This is a genomic window from Nocardia sp. NPDC058244, from assembly GCF_042882065.1.
GTDB lineage: Bacteria > Actinomycetota > Actinomycetes > Mycobacteriales > Mycobacteriaceae > Nocardia.
This window is the reverse complement of sequence record NZ_JBHVWX010000003.1, coordinates 278,687-303,910: the sequence shown is the minus strand read 5'-3', so window position 1 is coordinate 303,910 and position 25,224 is coordinate 278,687. Positions and strand designations below refer to the sequence as shown.

The 25,224-nt window shown below is 69.0% G+C and carries 25 protein-coding genes; 19 read left to right on the top strand and 6 right to left on the bottom strand.

Annotated features, from left to right (window positions below; translation table 11 throughout):
• Nucleotide 1 precedes the first annotated feature (1 nt).
• The 9 genes from ACFVW6_RS11105 (at nucleotide 2) to ACFVW6_RS11065 (ending at nucleotide 10,630) form a co-directional block, all read left to right on the top strand.
• Entirely contained in the window at nucleotides 2–877 is an 876-nt protein-coding gene (locus tag ACFVW6_RS11105) for an enoyl-CoA hydratase (RefSeq protein ID WP_378826980.1), read from the top strand.
• The gene (locus ACFVW6_RS11100; RefSeq protein WP_378826979.1) at nucleotides 877–1,968 is read left to right on the top strand and encodes a hypothetical protein; all 1,092 of its coding nucleotides are present in this window, start codon (nucleotides 877–879) and stop codon (nucleotides 1,966–1,968) included. The genes ACFVW6_RS11105 and ACFVW6_RS11100 overlap by 1 nt, the downstream gene beginning before the upstream one ends.
• A 56-nt stretch (nucleotides 1,969–2,024) precedes the next feature.
• On the top strand, nucleotides 2,025–2,282 hold the full coding sequence (locus ACFVW6_RS11095) for a hypothetical protein (protein ID WP_378826977.1): 258 nt from the start codon (nucleotides 2,025–2,027) through the stop codon (nucleotides 2,280–2,282).
• 37 nt (nucleotides 2,283–2,319) lie between these two features.
• Nucleotides 2,320–2,844, top strand: coding sequence for a hypothetical protein (locus ACFVW6_RS11090; protein WP_378826975.1), 525 nt, complete (start codon nucleotides 2,320–2,322; stop codon nucleotides 2,842–2,844).
• Between the two features lie 8 nt (nucleotides 2,845–2,852).
• Nucleotides 2,853–4,670 carry an acyl-CoA dehydrogenase gene (locus tag ACFVW6_RS11085; RefSeq protein WP_378826973.1) on the top strand — a complete coding sequence of 606 codons (1,818 nt, stop codon included), beginning with the start codon at nucleotides 2,853–2,855 and terminating at the stop codon, nucleotides 4,668–4,670.
• Nucleotides 4,671–4,939: 269 nt separating this feature from the next.
• On the top strand, nucleotides 4,940–6,100 hold the full coding sequence (locus tag ACFVW6_RS11080) for an amidohydrolase family protein (RefSeq protein WP_378826971.1): 1,161 nt from the start codon (nucleotides 4,940–4,942) through the stop codon (nucleotides 6,098–6,100).
• A 43-nt stretch (nucleotides 6,101–6,143) separates the two neighbouring features.
• On the top strand, nucleotides 6,144–7,196 hold the full coding sequence (locus ACFVW6_RS11075; RefSeq protein WP_378826969.1) for an alcohol dehydrogenase catalytic domain-containing protein: 1,053 nt from the start codon (nucleotides 6,144–6,146) through the stop codon (nucleotides 7,194–7,196).
• Between the two features lie 58 nt (nucleotides 7,197–7,254).
• On the top strand, nucleotides 7,255–8,466 hold the full coding sequence (locus ACFVW6_RS11070) for an acetyl-CoA C-acetyltransferase (protein ID WP_378826967.1): 1,212 nt from the start codon (nucleotides 7,255–7,257) through the stop codon (nucleotides 8,464–8,466).
• A 4-nt stretch (nucleotides 8,467–8,470) separates the two neighbouring features.
• Entirely contained in the window at nucleotides 8,471–10,630 is a 2,160-nt protein-coding gene (locus tag ACFVW6_RS11065) for a 3-hydroxyacyl-CoA dehydrogenase NAD-binding domain-containing protein (RefSeq protein WP_378826965.1), read from the top strand.
• A gap of 202 nt (nucleotides 10,631–10,832) precedes the next feature.
• Here the strand turns inward: ACFVW6_RS11065 and ACFVW6_RS11060 are convergent, their stop codons facing one another.
• Both ACFVW6_RS11060 and ACFVW6_RS11055 read right to left on the bottom strand, forming a co-directional pair.
• A complete protein-coding gene (locus tag ACFVW6_RS11060; RefSeq protein ID WP_378826963.1) occupies nucleotides 10,833–12,014 on the bottom strand; it encodes an acyl-CoA dehydrogenase family protein in 1,182 nt (393 codons plus the stop codon).
• Nucleotides 12,007–13,200 (bottom strand): acyl-CoA dehydrogenase family protein, encoded by a 1,194-nt coding sequence (locus ACFVW6_RS11055; RefSeq protein ID WP_378826961.1) that lies wholly within the window; start codon nucleotides 13,198–13,200, stop codon nucleotides 12,007–12,009. The genes ACFVW6_RS11060 and ACFVW6_RS11055 overlap by 8 nt, the downstream gene beginning before the upstream one ends.
• A gap of 261 nt (nucleotides 13,201–13,461) precedes the next feature.
• Between ACFVW6_RS11055 and ACFVW6_RS11050 the strand changes: the two genes are divergently transcribed.
• Entirely contained in the window at nucleotides 13,462–14,505 is a 1,044-nt protein-coding gene (locus tag ACFVW6_RS11050) for an NADP-dependent oxidoreductase (protein WP_378826958.1), read from the top strand.
• Between the two features lie 51 nt (nucleotides 14,506–14,556).
• Here the strand turns inward: ACFVW6_RS11050 and ACFVW6_RS11045 are convergent, their stop codons facing one another.
• Complete coding sequence (locus ACFVW6_RS11045; RefSeq protein ID WP_378826956.1) at nucleotides 14,557–15,432, bottom strand: SDR family NAD(P)-dependent oxidoreductase; 876 nt, start codon at nucleotides 15,430–15,432, stop codon at nucleotides 14,557–14,559.
• A 315-nt stretch (nucleotides 15,433–15,747) separates the two neighbouring features.
• Here ACFVW6_RS11045 and ACFVW6_RS11040 point away from each other — a divergent pair, with 315 nt between their 5' ends.
• A complete protein-coding gene (locus ACFVW6_RS11040) occupies nucleotides 15,748–16,242 on the top strand; it encodes a flavin reductase family protein (RefSeq protein WP_355279781.1) in 495 nt (164 codons plus the stop codon).
• Between the two features lie 96 nt (nucleotides 16,243–16,338).
• On the opposite strand, the gene ACFVW6_RS11035 is transcribed toward ACFVW6_RS11040, so the two are convergent.
• Together ACFVW6_RS11035 and ACFVW6_RS11030 are read right to left on the bottom strand one after the other, a co-directional pair.
• The gene (locus ACFVW6_RS11035; RefSeq protein WP_378826954.1) at nucleotides 16,339–17,106 is read right to left on the bottom strand and encodes an SDR family NAD(P)-dependent oxidoreductase; all 768 of its coding nucleotides are present in this window, start codon (nucleotides 17,104–17,106) and stop codon (nucleotides 16,339–16,341) included.
• A gap of 1 nt (nucleotide 17,107) precedes the next feature.
• Nucleotides 17,108–17,446, bottom strand: a complete 339-nt coding sequence (locus ACFVW6_RS11030; RefSeq protein ID WP_378826952.1) for an NIPSNAP family protein — start codon at nucleotides 17,444–17,446, stop codon at nucleotides 17,108–17,110.
• A 298-nt stretch (nucleotides 17,447–17,744) separates the two neighbouring features.
• Between ACFVW6_RS11030 and ACFVW6_RS11025 the strand changes: the two genes are divergently transcribed.
• Entirely contained in the window at nucleotides 17,745–18,332 is a 588-nt protein-coding gene (locus ACFVW6_RS11025; RefSeq protein ID WP_378826950.1) for a TetR/AcrR family transcriptional regulator, read from the top strand.
• A 133-nt stretch (nucleotides 18,333–18,465) separates the two neighbouring features.
• Here the strand turns inward: ACFVW6_RS11025 and ACFVW6_RS11020 are convergent, their stop codons facing one another.
• Nucleotides 18,466–19,074, bottom strand: coding sequence for a hypothetical protein (locus ACFVW6_RS11020; protein WP_378826948.1), 609 nt, complete (start codon nucleotides 19,072–19,074; stop codon nucleotides 18,466–18,468).
• Nucleotides 19,075–19,343: 269 nt separating this feature from the next.
• On the opposite strand from ACFVW6_RS11020, the gene ACFVW6_RS11015 reads away from it, so the two are divergent.
• From ACFVW6_RS11015 to ACFVW6_RS10985, 7 genes are all read left to right on the top strand, one after another.
• Complete coding sequence (locus ACFVW6_RS11015) at nucleotides 19,344–19,982, top strand: hypothetical protein (RefSeq protein ID WP_378826946.1); 639 nt, start codon at nucleotides 19,344–19,346, stop codon at nucleotides 19,980–19,982.
• A gap of 371 nt (nucleotides 19,983–20,353) precedes the next feature.
• Nucleotides 20,354–22,528 carry a nitrate- and nitrite sensing domain-containing protein gene (locus ACFVW6_RS11010; protein WP_378826943.1) on the top strand — a complete coding sequence of 725 codons (2,175 nt, stop codon included), beginning with the start codon at nucleotides 20,354–20,356 and terminating at the stop codon, nucleotides 22,526–22,528.
• Nucleotides 22,525–22,962, top strand: a complete 438-nt coding sequence (locus ACFVW6_RS11005) for a roadblock/LC7 domain-containing protein (protein ID WP_378826941.1) — start codon at nucleotides 22,525–22,527, stop codon at nucleotides 22,960–22,962. Before ACFVW6_RS11010 ends, ACFVW6_RS11005 begins: the two co-directional genes overlap by 4 nt.
• Nucleotides 22,959–23,339 carry a DUF742 domain-containing protein gene (locus ACFVW6_RS11000; protein ID WP_378826939.1) on the top strand — a complete coding sequence of 127 codons (381 nt, stop codon included), beginning with the start codon at nucleotides 22,959–22,961 and terminating at the stop codon, nucleotides 23,337–23,339. The genes ACFVW6_RS11005 and ACFVW6_RS11000 overlap by 4 nt, the downstream gene beginning before the upstream one ends.
• Entirely contained in the window at nucleotides 23,320–23,901 is a 582-nt protein-coding gene (locus ACFVW6_RS10995) for an ATP/GTP-binding protein (protein WP_378826937.1), read from the top strand. The genes ACFVW6_RS11000 and ACFVW6_RS10995 overlap by 20 nt, the downstream gene beginning before the upstream one ends.
• A gap of 86 nt (nucleotides 23,902–23,987) precedes the next feature.
• On the top strand, nucleotides 23,988–24,599 hold the full coding sequence (locus ACFVW6_RS10990) for a hypothetical protein (protein WP_378826935.1): 612 nt from the start codon (nucleotides 23,988–23,990) through the stop codon (nucleotides 24,597–24,599).
• 140 nt (nucleotides 24,600–24,739) lie between these two features.
• Nucleotides 24,740–25,222, top strand: coding sequence for a hypothetical protein (locus ACFVW6_RS10985; RefSeq protein ID WP_378826933.1), 483 nt, complete (start codon nucleotides 24,740–24,742; stop codon nucleotides 25,220–25,222).
• Nucleotides 25,223–25,224: the final 2 nt, after the last annotated feature.

Here is a 25,224-nt window from a genome sequence, read left to right as displayed (position 1 = left end):
CTTGCCCGAGTTCGAGACCATCCGGTACGAGCGCCCGGCCGACAAGGTCGCGCGCATCGTGCTCGATCGCGCGCAGGCGCGCAACGCGCAGAGTATGCAGCTGCTCTACGAGCTCAACGACGCATTCGACATGGCCGCGCAAGATGATTCGATCAGCGTCATCATCCTCGCGGCGAACGGCCCGCACTTCTCGGCAGGCCACGATCTGCGCGACGGGGACGGGTTGCGGGTGGTATCCGAGCACCGGCGGATCGGCACCTGGTGCGGCTTCGGCTGCGCCGGCGCCGAATCGCGGATGGCGATCGAGAAGGAGATGTACCTCGGTCTGTCCGAACGGTGGCGCAATCTCCCGAAACCGACCATCGCGGCCGTGCAGGGCAAGGTCATCGCCGGTGGTCTCATGCTCGTGTGGCCCTGCGATCTGATCGTGGCCGCCGAGGACGCGCTGTTCCAGGACAACACCGTCGCGATGGGGGTGTCCGGCGCGGAGTTCTTCCAGCACCCCTACGAGGTCGGCGTGCGGAAGGCGAAGGAGATGCTGTTCACCTCCGACTTCCTCACCGCCGCCGAGGTCCACCGGCTGGGCATGGTCAATCATGTGGTGCCGCTCGACGAGCTGTCGTCGTTCACGCTGCGGCTCGCGGAGCGCATCGCCGAAAAGCCGCTCTTCGCACTGAAATTGGCGAAGGAGTCGGTCAATGTCGCGCAGGACAACCAGGGCCGGGCCACCGCGATGCAGACCTCGTTCGCCTACCACCAGCTCTGTCACAGCCACAACCAGCAGCTGCACGGACTGCCGATCGATCCGGCCTTCCTGGAGCGGGCGTTCGCGGCCGAGACCGGGGTGGGGTCCGGCTCGGCGCCGAAGAGGCCGTGATGACCGGCGTCGTGCTCGTCGACGCGGGCAGGTCCGGTGTCGTCCCGGACCTGCCCGGCCTGCCGGAGACTCCCGGCAGGCTCACCGAGGACGTGATCGAGGCGCTGCTGCGCAGAACCTGCCTGCAGCGCTCGGAGCTCACCCGGCTCTTCCTCGCCGATCCTCGCTGCCTGTCCACGGGATCACCGGTCGGCGAGGCGGGCTGGATCTTCGAACCACCGCCGCTCGGGCTGCGGACCACGGTGAGCATGAGCAGCTCGGTGAGCATGACGCAAGCGGTCAGAGCGATCGAGCAGGATCCCGATGTCATCGCGGTCGTCGCGGCGACCGACTTCGGCACGGGCACTTCCTATCACGGTGACAGCGCCGCGGCCGTGCACCGGCAACAGCACATGGCGCGGGTGGTCGCGGCCTGGTGGGACCTCGTCCCCGACGAGCTGGCCGACTGGGCCCGCTCGTCCTGTACGCGATCCGCCGAATGCTCGGCCGCGGGGGACTTCGCGGGTGAGATCGTCGCCACCACAGGCAGTTACGGGACCGATCGCTTCCGTGCACCTGACTCCGCCGACGGGGACGGGGCGGATCGGACACCGAAGCGCGAGCTCGTCGACGACGGCGCGGCGTTCACCGCACACCCGGCCCGCGGCGCGAGCGCGATCATCCTCGCCGGCGAAGCGAACGCGATCCGGCTGGGACTGCGGATCCGCGCCCGGCTGTCCGCGGTCTGCGCGACCCGCGCCCGCGCCGAGTTCGGCATCGCCCCACTGAGCGCGCGTGCCCTCGACGAACTGCTGGCCCCCAGCGGATTCGGGCTCGGCGCGCTCGATCAGCTCGAGGTCCCCGAACAGTACGCCGTGACGCCGGTCGCCTGGATCAAGGAGACCGGGATCAGCGAATACCTGGTGAACCCGCGCGGCGGTGATCTCGCGTTCGGTCACCTGCCCCGGTCCGGCCATCTGAGATCGCTGGTCACCATGGCGAATTCGCTGGAAGCCACCGGCGGCTGGGCAGGTGCCCTGGTGGCTTCCGAGATCCATCGCACCACCGCCTTCGTCCTCGCCACCACGGACTCGACCACCTCGAGAGGGTGACCGGAGGCGTGCGTCGGTGACCGAAATCCCGGTCATCCAGGAAAGGAACATCACTGATGAAGGCCGCACTGTTCTACGGCAAGGAGGACCTCCGCATCGAGGAGGTACCCGAAACCAGTCCCGGCCGCGGCCAGGTGAAGCTACGCAACGCCTACTCGGGCATCTGCGGCTCCGACCTGCATTTCTCTTTCTTCCCCGAAGCGATCCCCTGGGACATGCACACGCCGCATCCACTGACCGGCGCGGCGCTGCCCCAGATCCTGGGCCAGGAGTTCGCCGGCACCGGCGCCAAGATCCTCATCCGGACCACCTGATTCACCACTGTCGCCTGTTCACGAGAGGACCGGTCCCATGTCGGAACTGACCAAGAAGCAGATGGAAGAAATCCTGCTCGCGCACGAGATCGCCGAGCTGGAAATGGACGTCGAAGCCACCCTGGCGACCCTGGCGCCCAACCCGCACTACGAAATCGCCTCCCTCGGCTGGGCCATCGACGGCACGGACGCGGTGCGCGAAACGTATCACCGCATCCTGCGGCAGCAGGGGCGCGGCGTCGCCGCCGAGAAACGGGTGCACGCCGTCGCCGAGAACACCCTGCTGCGTGAGGCTTTCATGACGTTCAACACCCTCGACGGCGAGCGGGTCACCGGTCTGTATCTGGTGGTGATGGCCTTCGACCCCGGCCTGAAGCTGATCTCGGGCGAACGGATGTACACCGACCCGAACTTCGGGCAGACGATGGCCGAGCTGCTCGGGCCCGACTTCGGCAGCCTGCCCGGCGTCTCGCGAATCAGCGACACGGCGCCCGTGATCGACAAGCACGACGCCTACAAGTACGCCGCGGCCCGCGGGCTGACCATCACGCCGCCCGAGTAGCCGTCCGGATGGGCCACTACAAGAGCAATATCCGCGACCTAGAGTTCAATATGTTCGAAGTGCTCGGCATCGATCGAGTCCTGGACACCGGTGCGTTCGGTGACCTGGACACCGCCACGGTCCGCGCGATGCTGGGGGAAGCGGCGCGCCTGGCCGAAGGTCCAGTGGCGGCGTCGTTCGCCGACGCCGACCGCAGTCCGCCGACCTTCGACCCCGTGAGGCACGCGGTCGAGCTGCCCGCGTCCTTCGTCACCTCCACGCTCGCCTGGCAACGGGCGGGGTGGCACAAGATCGGGCTGGCGACGGCGGTCGGCGGGACCGCCGCGCCCTCGGTCATCAAATGGTCGATCTGGGAGCTGGTCCTCGGTGCTCAGCCCGCTGCGTTCGTCTACACCAGCGGACCGCAGAACGCCGAGATCCTGCACACCCTGGGCAACGACACCCAACGGCGGTGGGCCGCGATCGCGGCCGAACGCGAGTGGAGCGGGACCATGGTGCTGACCGAGGCCGAGGCCGGCTCCGACGTCGGCGCGGTCCGGACCAAGGCGATTCCGCAGGCCGACGGCAGCTGGCACATCGAGGGCGTCAAACGGTTCATCACCGGCGGTGACTCGAACATCGCCGAGAACATCCTGCATCTCGTCCTGGCCCGGCCGCAGGGGGCCGGACCGGGGACGAAGGGGCTGTCGCTGTTCGTGGTGCCGAAGTTCCATTTCGATTCCGGCACCGGCGAACTCGGCGCGCGCAACGGCGTCGTCGTCACCGCCCTGGCGAGCAAGATGGGGCTCAAGGCCTCGGCCACGTGCGAGCTCGCGTTCGGCCTGCACGGTGCTCCCGCCGTCGGCTGGCTCGTCGGAGATTCCCACGCCGGCATCGCGCAGATGTTCGAGGTGATCGAGTACGCGCGAATGATGGTCGGTACCAAGGCGATCGCCGCGCTGTCCACCGGCTACCTCAACGCCCTCGAATACGCGAAGACCCGCGTGCAGGGTCGCGATCCGACGAAGCGGGCCGACCGCGGCGCGCACCGGGTGACGATCACCCACCATCCCGACGTGCGTCGCAGCCTGATGCTGCAGAAGGCCTATGCCGAGGGGATGCGCGCGCTGTACCTGTACGTCGCCGCGCACCAGGACCCCGGCACCGCCTTGGCCGTGTCCGGCGCCGACGCCGACACGGCCTTCCGGATCAACCATCTGCTGTTGCCGGTCGTCAAAGGCGTCGGATCCGAACGCGGGTATCAGTACCTGGGCGAATCGCTCCAGATCCTCGGGGGATCCGGGTACCTACAGGACTATCCGATCGAGCAGTACCTCCGCGATACCAAGATCGACTCGATCTACGAGGGGACGACCGCCATCCAGGCGCAGGACTTCTTCTTCCGCAAGATCGCTCGCGACGACGGCGCCGCCTTCGGGCGCGTCATCGGCGAGATCGCGACGTTTCTCACGACGGGTGACGACCGTCTCCACGCGGAGCGCGGCCTGCTCGGCAGCGCGCTCGACGACGTCGAGGCGATGGTCGCGACGCTGCGGAACTACCTGTCCGCCGCACGCGACGACCCGACCGGGTTGCACCGAATCGGGTTGGTATCGGTGCGGTTCCTGCTCGCCGTCGGCGATCTGCTGATCGGCTGGTTGCTCCTGCGCCAGGCCGAGGTCGCGCTCGCCGCCATCGATACCGGCGGCGGCACCCCGTTCTACGAGGGAAAAGTCGCTGTCGCCTCGTTCTTCGCGCGCACTGTGCTCCCGGAACTCGGGGCGGTGCGGCGGATCGTCACCGATGTCGACCCGCACATCATGGATCTCGACGAAGCGGCATTCTGACGCGCTCCGGACCCGGCATGTGGCGGGCGGCGGGGCGCGATCGCGCGACGGTCGGCGGGTGCCCGGGTTCCGGGATTCCGAACAGACTCGTTCTGTGCCAGGAGAACGCGATGTCCCGAGGAGCTCGCCGAGGGTTGACGGAGCGGGAAAAGCGCGTTTACGCTGGAGAAGTAGATCAATCTATCTAGGCGCGGACCGTCTTCGATGGCGGGCCGGACAATTCGGAGGTTGCAATGAAGCTGCTTGCGCATGACGTCGACAGTCATGAAATGATCCCCAGCCACCTGCTCGAAGGAATTCTCGGCCAGCCGGGCCGCATCATGGGCCGGGTCTTCGAATCCGCCGACCGGCTCCGCCCGGATCCGACGGCCACCAACATGCACCAGCTGGATGTGCTGGGTGACACGAAGGAGATCGACCCCCAGGGTATCTGGGAGATCAAAGGCCCGTCGGCGCCGAGCGCGATCGATCTCGGCAGGCGCGCCGAGGTGCTCGATGTGATGGGCATCGACCGGCAGCTGGTCTTCCCGACCACGGCGATCGCCGCGATGATCATCGGCGAGATGGCGGATGTCGCCTACGAAATGCGTTTCGGCGGTGACCTTTCGGTATTCGAAGGTATCTCCCGGCCGGACTTCGCGAAGAGCTACGTGCACGCCTACAACCAGTGGGTCATGGACAACGCGGTGCTGGCAGGCGGCCGGATCCGGCTCGTCGGGATTCTCCCGACCAGTCCCGATGTCGGCGAGATGATCGCCACCGCACGGCGATTGATCGAGGCCGGTGTCCGCGCGGTCTATCTGCAGGCCGACGTGCCGCCGGGCGGGGTATCGCCCGCGCACTCGGCGCTCGACCCCCTGTGGGCGATGCTCGAGGCCGAGAACATCGCGGTGACGCTGCACATCGGTACCGAATTCGCGTTCCTGGATCCGGGCTGGATGATGGCCGAGACCTTCGCGGATCTGTTTCAGTCGCCGGAAATCCCGAACACCAATATCCAGCTGTTCTCGACGGTCCACATGGCCATCGACAACTACCTGTCGACCATGGTGCTCGGCGGCGTCTTCGAACGATTCCCGCGACTGCGCGTCGGTCTCTTCGAAGTCGGTGCGCACTGGGTCGGCAACGCGGCGCGACGGATGGACATGTACGTCCAGGTGTTCCCCGGCGCGGCCGCGGCGAAATTCCCGCTGAAGCCCTCGGAATACATCGCCCGCAACGTGCGGGTCTCGCCCTTCAATTTCGAGCCCGTCGATCGCTACTTCCGGGACGACCCGGCCCTGGCCGACGTCTTCTGCTATTCGACCGACTATCCGCATGTCGAAGGCACGAAGGACTCGATGAAGAACATGCTCGCGAAAGTCGAGCCGCTGGGCGAGGAGATCACCACGAAGTTCTTCCGGACGAATGCCGAGTGGCTCCTGCCCTGACCGGCACGCACGACATCTCCCTCCCAGGAAAGGAACACCACCCATGAAGGCCGCTCTGTTCTACGGCAAAGAAGACATCCGCGTCGAGGAGGTACCGGATTCCGGTCGCCCCGGTCCCGGACAGGTGAAGCTGCGCAACGCCTACTCCGGGATCTGCGGCTCCGATCTGCACTTCTACTTCTTCCCGGAATCGCTGCCGATGGATCTGTCGCACCCGCATCCGATCACCGGTGCGACGCTGCCTCGAATCCTTGGCCACGAATTCGCGGGCACCGTCGTCGAAGTAGGGGAGGGGGTGACCGAGGTCAGGGTCGGCGACCGGGCCGCGGTGTATCCGATGGCGGTCTCCTGTGGTGAGTGCGTGGCGTGCCGCAAGGGCCTGCCGTTCTCCTGCGCCATGTCGGGCTCCCTGGGTTCGGCCGCCGACGGCGGCCTGTCCGAGTTCACCACGCTGAACGCGTCCGCTCTGCACGTGCTGCCCGAGTCCGTGGACCTGCGCATGGGCGCTCTCGTCGAGCCGATGGCGGTGGGCTGGCACGCGGTCGCGCGCAGCGGGGTCGAAGCCGGCGGCTCCGCGCTCGTCGCCGGTGCCGGGCCGATCGGCATCGGGACCTGGTTCGCGCTCAAGGCACACGGCGTGGACAAGATCCTGGTCTCCGAGCCGAGCGCGGAGCGCCGCGCGATCATCGCCGCGCTGGGCGCGACCGTGGTGGATCCGGTGAACGGGGATCTCGCCGCCGCGGTCGCCGCGCTGACCGACGACAGCGGCGTCGACGTCGTCGTCGACGCGGCCGGCGCTGGTCCCGCGATCACCACCGGCCTGGCGAGCCTGGTGCCCGGCGGCCGCCTGGTCGTCGCGGGTTTCCACGAGCACCCGATGCAGTTGCAGCCCACCCAGATCATGTGGACCGAGACCGAGATCGTCGGCGCGGTCGGCTATCTGCCCGCGGACTTCGACGCCGTCATCGCGGCCATGGAGCGGGGCGTCTACGACACCACCGGCTGGGTGCACGAGATCCCGATCGACAAGATCGTCGACGCCATCCACACGCTGCGCGCCGGTTCCGGGGCGAAGATCCTCATCCGCACGCACTGACCGTCTCCGCCAGGCCGGAATACGTTGGCGCAGTAGTGATTTCGTTGAAAGTGAGTTCATGACCAACGAGGCATACATCTACGAGGCGATCCGCACGCCGCGTGGCAAGAACAGAGGCGGGGCACTGCACGGGACCAAGCCGATCGACCTGGTCGTCGGCCTGCTCGACGAGCTGCGGGCGCGCCACCCCGGGCTCGACCCCGCCGCCATCGCCGACATCGTGCTCGGCGTGGTCACGCCGATCGGTGATCAGGGCGGCGACATCGCCCGCGCCGCCGCGATGAGCGCGGGCCTGCCGGACACCGTGGCCGGCGTGCAGCTCAACCGGTTCTGCTCGTCCGGGCTCGAGGCGGTCAACCAGGCCGCGGCGCGCGTGCGTTCGGGCTGGGAGAACCTGATCATCGCCGGTGGCGTCGAGTCGATGTCGCGGGTGCCGATGGGCTCCGACGGCGGTGCGATGTTCACCGACGTCGCCCTGACCTACGACCACTCGATCGTGCCGCAGGGCATCGGTGCCGACCTGATCGCGACCATCGAGGGCTTCTCGCGGACCGATGTCGACGAGTTCGCGGTGCGGTCGCAGAACCGCGCCGCGGCCGCGTGGGCGGGCGGCTACTTCGCGAAATCCGTGGTGCCGGTGCGGGACAGCAACGGGGTGACGATTCTCGATCACGACGAGCATCGCCGCCCCGGCAGCACGGTCGAGTCGCTCGGAAAGCTGCGGCCCGCCTTCGTCGGCATCGGCGAGGTGAGTGGATTCGACGCGGTGGCGCTGCAGAAGTATCACTGGGTGGAGCGGATCGACCACGTGCACACCGGCGGGAACTCCTCCGGCATCGTCGACGGCGCTGCCCTGGTGCTGATCGGGAACGAGCAGGCGGGCCGCGATCTCGGTCTCACCCCGCGCGCCCGGATCACCGCCGCGGCGATCACCGGGTCGGACCCGACGATCATGCTGACCGGTCCCACACCGGCCACCCGCAAGGTGCTCGATCTGGCGGGGCTGACCGTCGACGACATCGACCTGTTCGAGCTGAACGAGGCGTTCGCCTCGGTCGTCCTGAAATGGATGAAGGACCTGAAGCTCCCGGACGAGAAGGTCAACGTCAACGGTGGCGCGATCGCGATGGGGCACCCGCTGGGCGCCACCGGCGCGATGATCCTGGGCACCATGGTCGACGAGCTGGAACGGCGACAGGCCCGGCGCGCGCTGGTGTCGCTGTGCGTCGGCGGCGGCATGGGTATCGCGACGATCATCGAGCGGGTGTGAGGACATGACCGAAACGATTCTCTGGGAGCGGGATTCCGACGGCATCGTCGTGCTGACCCTGGACGACCCGAACCAGTCCGCGAACACGATGAACGCCGACTTCCAGGTGTCGCTGGGGCTGATCGTGGATCGACTGGTGGCCGAGCGGGATTCGATCACCGGGGTGGTGCTCACGTCGGCGAAGCGGACGTTCTTCGCGGGTGGTGACCTGCGGGACCTGATCGAGGCGACGCCGGAGCAGGCCGAGGAGCTGACCGCCACGACGAACAGGCTCAAGGCCCGGCTGCGCACGCTCGAGACCTTGGGCAAGCCGGTGGTGGCGGCCCTCAACGGGTCCGCGCTCGGCGGCGGCTTCGAACTGGCCCTGGCGGCCCACCATCGGATCGCCGCCGAGGTCCCGGGCAGCACGGTCGGGCTACCCGAAGTCACCTTCGGGTTGCTGCCGGGCGGGGGCGGCGTCGTGCGGACGACGCGGTTGCTCGGCGTCCAGCGGGCCGTCCGCGACGTCCTGGTGCAGGGACAGCGGTACCCGGTGGCCCGTGCCAGGGACCTCGGCCTGATCGACGACCTGGTGGCCACGGTGGACCAGCTCGTACCGAAGGCCAAGGAATGGATCAGGGCCAACCCGGACGCGGTGCAGCCGTGGGACGCCGAGGGCTACCGGATCCCCGGTGGCTCCCCGTCGGATCCCGCTGTCGCGGTGCAGCTTTCCGTGCTGACCGCGCTGCTGCGCAAGCAGACCAGGGGTGCGCCGCTGCCCGCGCCGCGCGCGATCCTGGCCGCCGCGATGGAGGGCGCGCAGGTGGACTTCGACACCGCGGCCCGCATCGAGACCCGCTACTTCGTCGGCGTCGTCACCGGTCAGGTGGCCAAGAACATGACCAAGGCGTTCTTCTTCGACCTGCGGCGGATCACCGCCGGTGGTTCGCGGCCCGACGGCCTGGAGCAGTACACCGCGCGCAAGGTCGGGGTGCTCGGGGCCGGGATGATGGGCGCCGCCATCGCCTATGTGAGCGCGAAGGCGGGCATCGATGTCGTGCTGAAGGACGTGTCGCTCGAGAACGCCGAGAAGGGCAAGGCTTACGCGGTCGGGCTGGAGCGGAAGGCGGTGGCGCGCGGCGTGACCACGCAGGAGGCCGCCGACGCCCTGCTCGCGCGAATCACGCCGACGGCCGATCCCACGGACTTCGCCGGCGTGGACTTCGTGATCGAGGCCGTGTTCGAGAGTCCCGAACTCAAGCACAAGGTGTTCGGCGAGATCGAGGACATCGTCGTGGTGGACGCGGTGCTGGGTTCCAACACCTCCACCCTGCCGATCTCCGAGCTCGCCCGGGGCGTGCGCAGGCAGGAGGACTTCATCGGGATCCATTTCTTCTCCCCGGTGGACAAGATGCCGCTCGTGGAGATCATTCGCGGTGCGAAGACCTCCGAGGCGACGCTGGCCAAGGTCTTCGACTACGTCCTGCAGATCGGGAAGACGCCGATCGTCGTCAACGACAGCCGCGGCTTCTTCACCTCGCGCGTGATCAGCACCTTCCTCAACGAAGCCGTCGCCGCCGTCGGCGAGGGCGTCGAACCGGCGACGGTCGAGCGCGCCGGTGCGCAGGCGGGATATCCCGCTCCGCCGCTGCAACTGTGGGACGAGCTCACCCTGACGCTGCCGCGCAAGGTCAGGGAGGAAACGCGGGCCGCGGTCGAAGCGGCCGGTGAACCATGGACGGCGCACAGTTCGGACGCCGTGATCGACCGGATGATCGACGAATTCGACCGCACGGGGCGTTCCGCAGGCGCCGGGTTCTACGACTACGTCGACGGGAAACGCACCCGCCTGTGGCCGGGGCTGCGCACGGCCTTCGGCAGCGGCGGCAAGCAGATACCGATGGAAGATCTGCGCGACCGCATGCTGTTCGCCGAGGCGCTCGAGACCGTCAAATGCCTCGACGAGGGCGTGCTGAACTCGGTGGCGGACGCCGACGTCGGCTCGCTGCTCGGCATCGGCTTCCCGGCCTGGACCGGGGGTGTTCTCCAGTTCATCAACCAATACGACGGCGGCACAGCGGGTTTCGTCGCCCGCGCGCGGGAGCTGGCCCACCGCTACGGTGACCATTTCCTGCCGCCGCAGTCCCTCGTGGCGAAGGCGGCCACGGGCGGGCGCTACGAGTAGGGCGCCCCGGCGCACTCCTCTCATCCCGAGCCGGCGGCAACCGTCGGCTCGGGGTGGGGGAAGGGTTCCGGCGCAGAAGGAAACGCAACGATGACAGAGCGCTCACCACAGCAACCGAACGAACCGATCGCCTCGTCGACCGTCGTGGAACAGCGCACCAACGTGGTCGCGGGGTGGGTTCCGGCCCACCCCGCGACCGTTCTCACCCGGTCGCGATCGCGAGGTCGGCACCGGCCGTAGCGGTGTCGAGGATCAGTTCGGCGATCTGGACCCGGTACTCCTCGGCGCTGCCGAGGAGCGCGGCGTCGGTGTAGGCCCGCTTGAAATACAGGTGCGCCTGGTGTTCCCAGGTGAAGCCGATGCCGCCGTGGACCTGGACCGTGTCGGCGGCGATGCGGGTGTAGGCGGCCGAGCAGGTCGCCTGCGCGATGGCGGCCGCGAGCGCCGGGTCGTCGGTACCGTCCGCCAGCGCCCAGGCACCGTGCTGGGCTGCCGAGCGGGCATGTTCCAGCTCGACGAGCATGTCGGCCAGGCGGTGCTTGACCGCCTGGAACGACCCGATGGGCCTGCCGAACTGCCAGCGCTGCTTGGCGTAGGCGACGCTCAGATCGAGAAGATGCTGGGCACCGCCGACCTGCTCGGCGGCCAGCAAGACGGCGCCGGCCCGCAGCGCGTGCGCACACACCCGAGCTGTTTCCGCCTGGCCCGCGAGCAGTCTTGCCGGGGCGTCGGCGAATCGCACCGTGGCCTGCGGCCGGGTCAGGTCCATCGTCGTCAGGTCGGTGCGCACCACCCGCGGATCGATGGCGTCGACGACGAACAGCGCGGGTCCGTCCTGGCCCGCCGCGACGACGAGGAGGTCGTCCGCCGCGCCCGCGTCGACCACACGCTCGACGGTGCCGGCGAGGGTCCACGTCTCGTCCGAGCCGGTCGCCCGCACCGTCACCGCGTCGGCGGCGTACCGCCCCGCCCGGACCGGAACCGCGAACGCGGCGGTCCGGATACCCGCGACCAGCGGGACGAGGGTCTCGGTGCGCGCCGCCGAGTCCGGCGCCGCGACGAGCGCGGGGATCGACAAGGCGACGGTGCCGACCACGGGTCCGCAGAACAGCGCGGCGCCCATCTCCTCGACGGCGATCGCGGCGTCGACGACGCTGCCGCCGGATCCGTAGAGCTCTTCCGGCACACCGAGACCGAGCACACCGAGCTCGGATCCGAGCCGGGCCCAGGCCCGGTGGTCGAAGGTGGGGGTGGATTCCATCAGCCGTCGCACGGTCGCCTCGTCGGATTGTTCCGCGCAGAATCGGCGCACCGCCGCGCGCAGCTCCAGCTGCTCGGGCGTGAAGACGAACGGGTGGTTCGGGGTCGAATTCGGGTCAGCCACGGGGCACCTCACGCCAGGATCGTGCGGAGTCGGCGCGCAGGTCGCCGGGCAGGCCCAGGATCCGCTCACCGAGAATGTTGCGCAGCACCTCGGAGGTGCCGCCTTCGATAGTGTTGGCGCGCGAGCGCAGGAAGCGCTGCTGCACCGGTCCGCCGTCGTCCTCGTCGGGGCCGATGTCGCGCATCGTGTAGTCCCCGTAGAGCAGCGCCTCCGGTCCGAGCAGGTCCATGCAGAACTCGTAGATCCGCTGGTTCAGTTCGGCGCCGACGAGCTTGCCGATCGAGCCTTCCGGCCCCGGTCCGCTGACGGTCGCGGCCGCGCGGGAACGCTCCGCGGTGAGCCGCTGGGCCTCCGAGCGCAGCCAGAGCTGGGTGAGGCGGTCGCGCAGCACCGGGGTGTGCCGGTCCGGGCGCCGCGCCCACAGCGTCACGGCGTCGGCGATCGTGCCGTCGCCCCGCCGGGTGCCACTCGCGCCGATCGAGCTGCGCTCGTTCATCAGCGTGGTCATCGCGACCTGCCAGCCCGCGCCGACCGCACCCAGCCGATGCTCGTCCGGGATCCGGACGTCGGTCAGATAGACCTCGTTGAACTCGGCCTGACCGGTCATCTGGCGCAGCGGTCGGGTCTCGACACCGGGGGCGCGCATGTCGACGACGAAGTAGGTGAGCCCCTTGTGCTTGGGGGAGTCCGGGTCGGTGCGCGCCAGCAGCAGCGCCCAGCTGGCGCGATGGGCCAGGGTGGTCCACACCTTCTGCCCGTTCACCACCCAGTCCGCGCCGTCGCGCACGGCCGAGGTGGCGAGCCCGGCCAAGTCGGAGCCGGAGCCCGGCTCGGAGAACAGCTGGCACCAGATGTCCTCGGTGCTGGCGAGCGGACGCAGCCACCGGCGCACGAGCTGCTCGGACTGCGCGTGTTCGCGGACCGTCGGCGCGGCCATGCCGTGGCCGATCGGGTTCACACCGAACGGTGCGGGCGCACCGGCCTCCTGGAAGATCGCGTCCGCGATGCCTTGCAGACCACGCGAGACGCCGAGCCCGCCCAAGCCCTCGGGGAAGTGCACCCAGGACAGGCCCGCGTCGTAGCAGGCCCCGAGGAATTCCGTGGCGGGCACCGACCGGGGGTCGTACTCCCGCACGACCCGGCGCGCGGCGTCGGCCACCCGGACCGCGTCGGTATCGGTACTCACTGTCCCACCGACCTGTGCCATCGCGCGGGCGCCTCCGGTGATCGAGGCGTGGGGACCGGGAATCGCATTGTGCTCCTTCGTTGTTCGACGACACGTGGCCCGGCGCCGCCGTGCTCCGCTGCGGTCGCGTGCCGCGCAGGGCGGGGGAGCCCGGTGGACGGGCACGATGTCTGGGTGTTAGATAGAACGATCTAATAGCCGACACTAAAGGCCGTCTATCCCGGTGTCAACGTCGCGGGATCGGTCCGAAGGAGAACCCCGATGAGTGGCAAGACCACCCAGATCCGGCTGGCCGCGCGCCCGGCCGGTGAGCCGCAGGACAACGACTACGAGGTCGTCGTCGCCGAGCTGCCCGACCTCGCCGACGGGCAGCTGCTGCTGCGCACCGTCTACCTGTCGCTCGATCCGTACATGCGGGGCCGGATGAACGCGACCAACTCCTACGCCGAACCGCTCGCGCTCGGCGACGTCATGATCGGCGGCACCGTCTGTGAGGTGCTGGAGTCCCGCTCCCCGCACCGATCGGCGGGCGAGCTGGTGCTGGCCTTCACCGGCTGGCAGACCTACGCCGTCGTGGACGCCAAGCAGACCCGGCGCCTCGACCCCGCGCAGGCGCCCGTGTCGACGGCGCTCGGCGTACTCGGGATGCCGGGATTCACCGCGTACGCGGGTCTGCTCGAGATCGGCAAGCCGCGAGCGGGGGAGACCGTGGTGGTCGCCGCCGCCACCGGACCGGTGGGTTCGGCGGTCGGTCAGATCGCGAAGATCAAGCAGGCGCGCGCGGTCGGCATCGCGGGCGGGCCGGAGAAATGCCGGGCGCTGATCGAGGAATTCGGCTTCGACGCCGCGGTCGACCATCGCTCGCCGACCTTCCGGGCCGACCTCGCGGCGGCGACGCCGGCGGGCATCGATGTGTACTTCGAGAATGTCGGTGGCGCGGTCACCGATGCCGTCCTGGGCCGGCTGAACAAGTTCGCCCGAATTCCCGTGTGCGGGGTGGTGTCCACCTACAACACCCTGCTGTCCCCGTCCGGGCGGGACCGGCTGGATCTGTCCGCCTTCCTCTTCCAGGCGCTCTCGCTGAGCCTGTCCGTGCGCGGCTTCATCCAGGACGAGTTCATCCCGACCCATCACGCGGACTTCCTGCTGGAGATGACCGGCTGGGTCGCCGACGGAACGGTCCGCTATCGCGAGGACATCGTCGACGGCCTCGACCGCGCGCCGGAGGCCTTCCGCGGCCTGCTCACCGGACGGAATTTCGGCAAGCTGCTCGTTCGGGTGGGCGAGGACCCGACCCTGAGCTGAAGCGCCCGACCGCGACTCCCTCGCCGTGCACGGCGGGGGAGTCGCTTCCTCTCACGAGGCGATCGGTTCGGCACCGTCGATCAGCAGCTGGGCCGTCGCGTCGGGGCCGTGCCTGCCGTCGAATTCGGTGAAGGCGCGCTCGACCTCGTTGTGTACCCGGGCGACCAGCGGACTCCATTCCCGATGGGTGATGATCAGGAATTGCCTGTCCTGCATGGCCTCGACGACCTGCGCGCCGACCCGGTCCGGATCGGCGCCCTGGGCGAGCAGCGCGCCGTTCTGCGCGGCGGCCTCGGCGTCGACCTCCTGGCCGAGCAGTTCGGCCTGCGCCTCTTCGGCGGTGGTGCTCAGCCGGGTCGCCACGGTGCCGGGGCACAACAGCGATACATCGACATCGGTGCCCCGGAACTCCTCGCGCAGCACCATCGAGAAGCCGACCGCGGCGAACTTGGACGAGACGTAGGCGCCTACGGAGACCATCGGCACGATCCCGGCCATGGAGGCGGTGTTCATGATGTGCGCGCGTCCGCCCCGGCGCTTGAACCGCGGCAGGAACGTCGAGACGCCGATGAACTGGGCGTCGATATTGATCCGGTGGACCCACCGCCACACCTCGAGCGGAATCCGATCGATCGGCCCGCCGCCGCTGACCCCGGCGTTGTTGCACAGGATCGAGATCGGACCCAGCGCGGCCTCGGCTCGATCCGCGGCCGCTTCCCACTGCTCGGCGTCGCTGACGTCGAGTTCCACCGCCGTCACCGTGCCACCGGCGGCGGTCAGTTCCGCGACGATATCGGCTAGGCGCGCGCCATCGATATCGGCGAGCGCGACCTTCGCGCCGGCCGCGACGAGTGCCCGCGTGATGCCGAGACCGATACCCGACGCCGCACCGGTGACGAAGGCGGTTTCTCCTGTCGGCCAACTCATGATCGGTGTCCTTTCCCGAGGAAACGTACTGGTCTGTCTGCTCTGAGACGAAGTCTTTCGGCTGGTCCGCGCACCCGGTACCCGCCATCCGGTGCGCGGTGGTGACCGATTTCCCGCCAACCGCCGGGTCGTGGTGGCGACCCGGAACGGCACTGTTGACGGGGTACGAGCCCGGCACCTACGCTCAATTAGATCAATCTATCAATTCGATCCGCGGCATGGTCGGCGCGCCGCGGGAGAGCGATCGCCGGCGCGCTCGCGACGGCCAGAAGTTGGGAGACCCTCGTGAACCAGTCCGTCCCCGTCGTCACCGAGATGGCGTTCGAACCGATCACCGCCGACCCCGCCCCGCTGCGGCGGGCGTTCGGGTGCTTCCCATCCGGGGTGACCGCGGTGTGCGCGATGGTCGACGGGAAGCCGGTGGGGATGGCCGCCAGCTCGTTCACCTCGGTCTCGCTCGCGCCGCCGCTGGTGTCGGTCTGTATCCAGGAGTCCTCGTCCACCTGGACGCGGCTGCGTGACCTGCGCCGGCTGGGGATCAGCGTGCTGGCCGAGGGGCACGACGACATCTGCCTGCGGCTCGCCCGCAAATCGGCCGACCGGTTCGCCGATGTCGCCTGGGACCAGACATCGGGCGGTTCGGTGTTCGTGCACGGCGCCACCGCCTGGCTGGACTGTTCCCTGCATTCGGAGATCCTGGCCGGCGATCACACCGTCGCCCTGCTCGAGATCCACGGGCTCCGCGCCGATCCCGACGCCGCGCCACTCGTCTTCCACGGCAGCCGGTTCCGTCGCCTCGCCGATCTCTGACCGACGCGGCGACGGGGTGGTGACGTTGCCGTCACCACCCCGTCGCCGTTTCGATGGTGTTCTGCCGCAGACGAATTCGCGCGGCCGGGTCGATCCTCAGAAGATCGAGTAGCCGCCGTCGATCACGATCTCGTCGCCGGTGTGGAATCCGCCGACGCCGCCCGCCAGGTACGCCGCGAGCCGGGCGAAATCGTCCGGCTCGCCCCAGCGGCGGTGCGGCATCCGCTTGATGACGTTCTGTCCGAACGTCGGGTTGTCCAGCTCCCGGGACAGCAGCGGCGTCTCGGTCCAGCCGACGATGAGCGAGTGCGCGTTGATCCCGTAGCGCGCCAGTTCCACCGCGCAGCTCCTGATCATCGCGGACAGGCCCGCCTTGCTCGCCGCGTAGGACTGACCGCGCGGGGCGCCGTGCAACGCCGACACACTCGATGTCCCGACCAGCACGCCCCCGCCTCCGCGCGCCACCATGTGCCTGGCCGCGGCCCGCAGGGTGAGGAACGCCCCGTCGAGATTGACCCGGGCCACCGCGCGGAAGTCCGCGAGGCTGGTCTCGAGGAAGGGGGTGTCGGACGCGCGGGCGCCCGCGTTGGCGAAGCAGGAGTCGACCCGCCCGAAATGGTCGAGGGTCTGCGCGAAGCTGGTGGTCACGGCGTCTTCGTCGCCGACATCGCAGCGGATCGCCTTGACCCGGGTACCGTGCGCGGCCAGCTCTGTGGCCGCCTTCTCGTTGCGCTCGGCGTTGGTGCCCCAGAGGCAGACGTCGGCGCCGCAGCGGGCGAGCCCGTGCGCCATGCCGAGCCCGATGCCGGAGTTGCCGCCGGTGATCAGCGCGACGTGTCCGGTGAGGTCGAACAGCGAGGTCATATCAGCGCAGCGCCGAGAAGTCGGTGGAGTCGAGGAACTTCGACGTCGCGCTGGCGGTGACCTGTTCACCGTCCGCGCGGGCGGCGGTCCATTCGGGATCCGCCCAGAACGCCTCCCATGACTTCTGTGCGGCCTCCCGGCTGGCGTGGGCGACCAGGTACACCAGCGTCTCGGTGGGTTTGCCCTCGTCGTCGGCCGCCACCCAGAAGCCGATGTTGGTCATGCCATGTTTCTCGAACAGGGCGGTGGCGTGATCGCGGAAACGGGCCAGGAGCTGGTCGAACTTGCCTGGCACCGCCTCGTAGGTGCGGAGCTCGAAAGTGCGGGTATCGGTAGTCACTAGATCAATCTATCATGTGAAGTCTGTCGGAATACCGGTTTGCCTACGCGGTGTGGGGCGGGACGCCTGGACCGCCCGAGGTCCCTGGTGGGGCCGGTGTGGTTGCCGGGCGTGGGGGTGCGACCTGGCCGGATCGGAAATGGTCGTGCACGCGGGGGTAGGTGCTGATGCGGCTCGTCGGCTCGGGGTCGCCTGGGGCGAGCGTCACATGCGACAGATTGATCTAGTGGGGTACCCTAGGGTCATGTCTCCCTCTTCGTCAACCCTTGGAAAGCGGCCCGAAACGCGCACCCGCCTAGTGGAATCCGCGGCCGAGCTGTTCAGCCGGCAGGGCTTCGGGGGCACCGGCATCAAGGCGGTGCTCGCCGCGGCCGAGGCTCCGTACGGATCGTTGTACCACTTCTTCCCCGGTGGGAAGCAGGAACTCGGCGCCGCGGCGCTGACACACGGCGGGGCGCGGTACCGCGAGCTGCTCGAGTCGATCTATCCGCCGGGCGCCGATGTCGTCGAGGCGACGGCGGCCTCCTTCGTCCAGACCGCCGAGTTGCTCGAGGACACCGAGTACGGCTACGCCTGCCCGATCGCGACGATCGCCCTGGAGGTGGCCAACAACGACGAGATGATGCGGACTGCCGCCGCCGCGGCGTTCGAGTCGTGGCTGGAGGTGCTCACCGAGCGCTTCACCACGGCCGGGATGGCCGCCGATCGCGCACGCGAGGTCGCGGTCGAGATCTTCTGCTTGATCGAGGGCGCCGTTCTGCTCGCGCGCACCACCCGATCCTCGGCGCCACTGGACACCGCCGGTCGGGCGGCGACGAACGCCGTGGCCGCCGGGCTCGCTGCCGGGCGCTACGACCGCAGGGATCGGGGAAACGGCGGGGACTGAGCTGTCACCGCGGCCGGGGCACGTCGTCGACGGCTCACCGGCGCACTGGGCCCGGATCGGGCCGTCGAGGGGGAGAAGGAGATTCGCGCCGCTCGGGAGGGTGGATCCACGAGCGGCGCGACATCGGCGTCGGTCAGGGCTGACCGCTGACGACGGCGGTGACGGCGTCGAGGAACGGCTGGCCGCCCATCGCGTAGCCGCCGGCGATCGCGCCGAGGACCAGGCCGACCGGGCCGGTGATGATGCTCAGGAAGCCGAAACCGAGGACCGTCCCGATGAGGCCGCCGAGCAGGCCGCCGACGACCACGCCGACCACATTGCGGTTGATCTCGTTCGTCAGCTGGGACATGGGGCTGATGGTCTGCATCTCGCCGATCTCGGTGGCGTTCGCCTGCGGGGTGAGCACGAGGTGGCGGCCGTTGTCGGAGATCGTCTGCGCCACCCGCATCTTCGCGCCGGAGATCTCGTAGGTGAGCGGGATGTGGGTGACGACCTCGCCCGCGTCGGAGGTGAGGGTGACCGCCGTGTTGTCCTCGGTGGTGGTGAAGGTGCCGCCGGTGACGGTGGTGGTCAGCACGCGGGAGAACTCGGTGAGGGTGGCCTCGTAGCGCACGGACCGGTCTACCCCGGACGTGGTGGCCTGGGGCGTCGGCGCGGCCGGCTCCGCGGCGGCGGCACCGGAGGTGATCCAGACGGCGGTGCCGACCAGGAGCGCGGTAGCAGGGAAAAGACCGAGTTTCATCAGGGATTTCCTTTACGCATGACGAAGACAGCCCGGCCGACCGGCGTGCCGAGGGGCACGAACCGTGGTGTCCGCCAGTGAGATCGGGCAGACCCTAGCACCCTTTTTCGCCGGATAGTTATCCGTGCTCATTTGGGCGCCGGACCAGCTTTCCGCTGTAAAACTGCGCAGATTCACAATTCGACACGTTCGTGTGCGGCCGTGTATGAACTGTCAAGCAGTGGGGCGTCGGTCGGGAGGCGTCCAGCGGACGAGTAGGAACAACACAGATGGCGCGTCGAAAGAACTTGGCCGTGGCTGGCGTGTCGGTGGTGGCGGTGTTTGCCCTGGCAGGGACGTTCTACGGGGCGCTGTCGGTGATCGCGGGGCTGGGCGCGCGGATGTCCGGACCGGCTGAGGACGATTCTGCCGCAACAACTTCCTTTACCGAGGTTTCGGGAACTCAGCCGCTGGGTACTATTCTCGAGCTGTCCGGTGGAGTCGCGTCCACACTGAGTAAATCCGCGTCCCGGATTCCCCGCGTGGATCTGAGCGTCGGCGATTGTGTGGATTTGGGCGCGGCCGATATTCAGCAAGCCGCGTGCGGCAGCGCGAATTCTCACTACAAGGTCACGGAATTGGCGGCGGCGGGTGCCCACTGCCCCGGCGACGTCGACCGTTCCCAACCCCGCACTCTCCCCGGCGGCCTCCAGGAGACCCTCTGCCTGGACATCGACTGGACGGTCGGCGGCTGCGTCGACCTGTCCGGCGGCGCGGTCCGGCACGTGGAATGCACTGCCGCCGTACCGGGCCGGGTCCGCGTCCTGGAAATCCGTCACGACACCACCGACGTGAACATCTGCACGGCGGGCGACCGCGGTGTCGTCTACGGCCAGCGCCGCTACGTCGTCTGCGTCAGCTCCCGCTGAGCGATACCGCCATCCGGCGGAGTTTCCCGGAACAATCGCGCCGTTCGGCGGCTACAAGCGCACTCCCGCAATGGATTTACTGATCTCGCTACGAACATCCGTACGAGACAGGAGCGTGCCATGGTCGACGTCAGCGACGCGGACAGCTGGTCCGGTGTTGCCGATGCCGCCGGGGTTGGCCCGGGGGAGAACATCCGGCTGTGACAGAGACGAGGGTCCGGGGGTCGTGGGTTCGACGGCAGGGTACGAGTATCCGGATACGGGTGCTGGCGATCGCGCTCGTTCCCTGTGCGGCACTCTTTCTCACCGGGACGGTCACTGTCGCCGTTCTCGTGGACGAGGCGCGCGCGGCTTCCCAGTGGTCGAAGCATTTGAACGACGCGGTCGATCCGCTCGTCGTGTTCATCATCGAAGTGCAGAACGAGCGATCGCTGAGTCTTGCCGCGCTGAACGGTGACTCGACGTCGGCGGCCGGACTGCCGGCACAGCGAGCCAGGACCGACGCCGCGCTCGCCGAGATCGGCCGCCGTACACCGGAGCTGGAGAGGCTGGCGCCGGACGGGGTGGACAAGTCCTCGACTGTCTACGTCGATCTCGTCGCCGCCGCGCCCGGGGTTCGGCAGGCAGTGGATCTGGGGCACACCGATATCGGCTCCGTCGACGACTTCTACCGTCGACTCGCCGGTGTCATCGCCACCGGCCTCGAAGGCCTCGCGATCGCCGTCCCGGACGCACGGACCGCCGCGGCGGAGATGACCGCGGCGGATCTGTTCCAGATGGCGGAGTTGCATTCCCGCGCGTTCGCCATCGGTGCCGCGCGCGCGGCCCGCGAGGAATCGCTCTCGGTCCAGGAACGCCGCATCTTCGCGCAGCTCGTCGGCGGATATCGGCACCAGCTCGAAGGTCTGACCGGACGACTCACCGACGATGGCAGGCAACGCGTCGCCCGGCTCGTCGAGACCGCCGCATGGCGAACCGCGACCGGATCACAGGAGCTGCTCGCCGAGCGCGGCACTCTCGAGATCCCCTTCACCGAATGGCAAGCGGCCGAGCGAGTCGTGGCTGCCGAACTCATCGGTGTGTTCCGGGATCACGTGTATTACGCGAACGCGCAGGCCGCGGCCGCGGCCGATCGGTCGATCCAGCGATCGCTCGCCGTGGCCGCTCTCATCACGGTGATCTCGATCGGCGCCTTCGTCATGGCGCTGCGGTTGGCCAACCGCCTGATCCGCCGGTTGCGTTCGCTGCGTTCGCGAAGCTTGGAGCTGGCCAACGAGACACTGCCGTCGATCGTGCGCCGGATCCATGACGGCGAGCAGGTCGATGTCGTCGCCGAGACGACGATGCTCGATACCGGGCAGGACGAGATAGGTCAGGTGGCCTTGGCATTCGGCGCGGCGCAACGTACCGCGATGGTCGCGGCCGCGGCCGAGGCGCGGACGCGGGACGGGTTCAACAAGGTCTTCCTGGACATCGCCCATCGCAGCCAGGTGCTGGTGCGCCGCCAATTGGACGTGCTCGACATCGCCGAGTCCGAACAGCACGATCCGGAGCATCTCGAACTGCTCTTCCAGCTGGATCATCTGGCGACCCGGGCCCGCCGCAACGCCGAGAACCTGCTCATCCTCGGCGGCGAACAGCCGGGGCGGCGCTGGCGGCAACCCGTCGCGCTCGAACAGATCGTGCGCAGCGCGGTCTCGGAGACCAACGACCTCACCCGGGTCAGCGCGATTCGCCTGCCGCAGGTCCACGTGCTCGGTGGGGTGGTCGCCGACCTCATCCACCTGCTCGCGGAGCTGATCGACAACGCCACCCTCTTCTCCCCGCCGCAGTCGCTGGTGTCGGTGCAGGGCAACCGGGTGGGTCGCGGTGTCGTGGTCGAGGTGGAGGACCAGGGTCTCGGCATCCGGTTCGAGGAGCGCGAACGGCTCAACGAATTGCTGCGTGAGCCACCGGACTTCCAGGAGATCGCGCTGGCCGGGCACCGTCCACTCGGTCTCTTCGTCGTCAGCCGGTTGGCCGAGCGCCACTCCATCACCGTCAGCCTGCACGATTCGGCCTACGGCGGGGTCAAGGCGATCGTGCTGATTCCGGCCGAGCTGCTCGCGGCCGAGCCCGAAGACCACGTCGACGAGCCCGTGCCGATGCCGCGCGCACGGGCCCGCCATGCGGCGGAGACGGTGCCGCGCGGCCACGATCTCCCGCAGCTGCCGCCCTGGCCGGGCGAGGTCTTCGACGAACCGGCCGGAGTGCGCGCCGCGCCGACGGAGCAGGCGGCGCCCGATCGGGTCACCCCGTTGGTGCTCCCGACGGCGAGCACCGGTACTCGGCGCGCCCCGCTTCCGAAACGGCGCAAGCAGACCCACCTCGCACCGCAGCTCCAGGTGGCCGACGAGCCGCCCACCGCGGCACGCCCGCCGTCGCCGGACAGTGGGCGCCCGGCGACGGAAATCCGCCGCTCGATGTCGGCTTTCCAGCAGGGCACTTTCCAGGCGCGTAACTCCGCCGCACCCGACCCGAGAAACAACGGATGGTCAGAAACATGAACAACGACGCGACGATGCAGGGGCGTCAGACCCTGGATTGGGTCCTCGACGGGCTGATCGATCGCACGCCGGGATCCGAACACGCCTTGGTGCTCTCCGCGGACGGCTTGCCGCTCGCCCGATCGAGTGCGCTGACCCGCGAGGACGCCGAGCACCTGGCCGCGATGGCCTCGGCACTGCACAGTCTGGCCCGCGGCGTAGGCACCCGCTTCGGCAAGGGCGCGCTGCAGCAAACCGTCGTCGAACTCGACGCTGGCTACCTCATCGTGACCGAGGCCGGACACGGGGCGTGCCTGGCCGTGCTGGCCGCGATCGAGGCCGATCTCGGCCTGGTCGCCTACGAGATGAACGTCATCGTCGGGCAGGTTCGCGATCAGCTGAGCGCCGCGCCGCGCCTGTCGCCGCACACCCTGCGCGTGCCCCCGATGCCGTGAACCGACGCGAAGGCCAGGGCTGGGAGTTCACCGACGACCCGGGCATGCTGGTGCGGCCGTTCGCCGTGACGCGGGGCCGGGCGGGCCGGGACCTGCACGCGCTCGACATCCTCACGCTCGTCGTCGCGGTGCGCTCGGAGAGCGATCTGACCGGGCTCGATCGGGAGTACGCCGAGATCGTCCGGCTCTGCCGAGGCAGGCCGCTGTCCCTCGCCGAGCTGGCGGCCCACCTCGATCTGCTGCTCGCCGCGGTGAAGGTCCTCGTCAGCGACCTGATCCAATCCGGGCACGTCATCTTCCGATCGCCGGCACCGCCCTCGAGCGGGCCGGACCCGACACTTCTCCAGGCGGTGCTCGATGGTATTCGCGGAATCTGATCTCGCGGGCCGGACCGAACTCGGCGCGATCGATGCTGTCAAGATCCTGATCGCGGGCGGCTTCGGCGTCGGCAAGACCACGCTCGTCACGACGATCAGCGAGATCGCGCCACTGCGCACCGAGGAGCGGCTGTCCGCCCTCGGCGCCGAGGTCGACGATCTGACCGGCGTGGAGACCAAGACCACGACGACCGTCGCGTTGGACTTCGGCCGGGTCACGCTGAGTCCGCAGCTGGTGCTCTACCTCTTCGGCACGCCGGGCCAGGACCGGTTCTGGTTCATGTGGAAGGAGCTGTCGGTCGGCGCGCTGGGCGCGGTCGTGCTCGCCGACACCCGCCGGCTCGAGGACTCCTTCGGCGCGATCGACTACTTCGAGTCCCGGCGGATCCCGTTCCTCATCGCGGTCAACTGTTTCGACGGCGCCGACGTCTACGACGAGCACGAAATCCGTGTCGCGCTGGATATTTCGGGCGAGGTCGCCATCACGCTGTGCGACGTGCGCGATCGGGAATCCGCCAAGCAGGTCCTGATCCGCCTGATCGAACACCTCATGGCGGGGTGATCGTTGGACGGTGTCTACCGCGCGCGTGGCCGTACCCTGTTGAGGGCCTGCATGTTTGGTGGCCGTAGCCCGTAGGATGGAGCCTGATGGACCACACGGACCCTTTCCCTCGACCTGTTCCGTTCACCGTGCCGAAGCTGCTTGTGGGCCTAGGGCTGTTACTTGTCGTCGCCGCGGCGATCGCCTCCTTCACTTTCACCTCCACCCTCGCGCGGATCGCGGGCGTCCCCGAGGACCTGACCTGGCTGTGGCCGGTCGTCGCCGGGCTCACCGTCGCGCTGGTGGCCTGTACCTTCATCACCCTCGTGGGTATCCGTGACGACAAGGCCACCTCGCTGGTGCGGGTCTACGAGCTGCTGCTCGTCGCCGCCGTGCTGGCGAGTGTCTTCGGGAACGTGATCGCCATCGCCAGGGAGCCGATCGAGCTGGGCACCCTGGGGATCGCGACCGTCGTCGCCATCCCGCCGGTCTGCCTGATGATCTGCGTGGGCAACTACCTGCTGCTCACGGCCGTCGTCCCCGTCCGCATCGTCGCCGCGATCCCCGAGGACGACTGGCGGCTGCGCGCCCTCGGCATCCCCAGCCCGTCGGCCCCGCCGAAGGAGCCGAGCGCCGCGCCGAACGAGAGCGCCTCCTGGTGGGATCAGTACCGCAGCGAGGCCAGGACCCCACCGACGACCCCGAAAACCCGCACCTAGCCGGCCCGAGCCGGGTCGAAGACGAGTCATGGGTGTCTTGATGCAGAATGTGAAGGTGAAGGAAAGACCTGAGAGGAAGTTCGGAGTGTCCGCCGCTGTGGGATCGATGGGTGTCGCGACGCCTGTTCGCGGTTAGTTCGATGTCGGACCAGGAAGCCGGGTCGGGGCCTGGTGGAAATCGATTCGACGCGGTGGAACAGCTGCGTCGGAAGTGGGAAGAGTCGAAGGCCGCCGACGGTGGATCCGGTGCGGCCGAGGCCGGAGCGTCGAATGTCGTCCGGCTGCCGCGGCGGCCGCGGCGAGGCCGTGAGGACGCCGGCGAGGCCCGGCGCCTGCCCTGGTATCCGGAGGCCGTGTACGACCCGGCGCCGACCCGCCCGGTGACCCGCGCGGAGTTGCAGGGGGAGACCGGCTCGTGGTCTGCCGACGCGCAGGGGCGGCCGGTGCCGCCGAGCGGCGGGAGCGTCGAGCACGAGCGCAATGTCATTGACTTCGGCGCGTCGCGCCGGAAACGCGCCGGGACGGAGTCGTCGCCCGCGGGGCAACGGCCGACCATGAAGCCACGCAGGGTCGGGCCGGTCGACCGGAAAACGGGCGGCGAACCGGGCTCCTCGGAGCACTGACG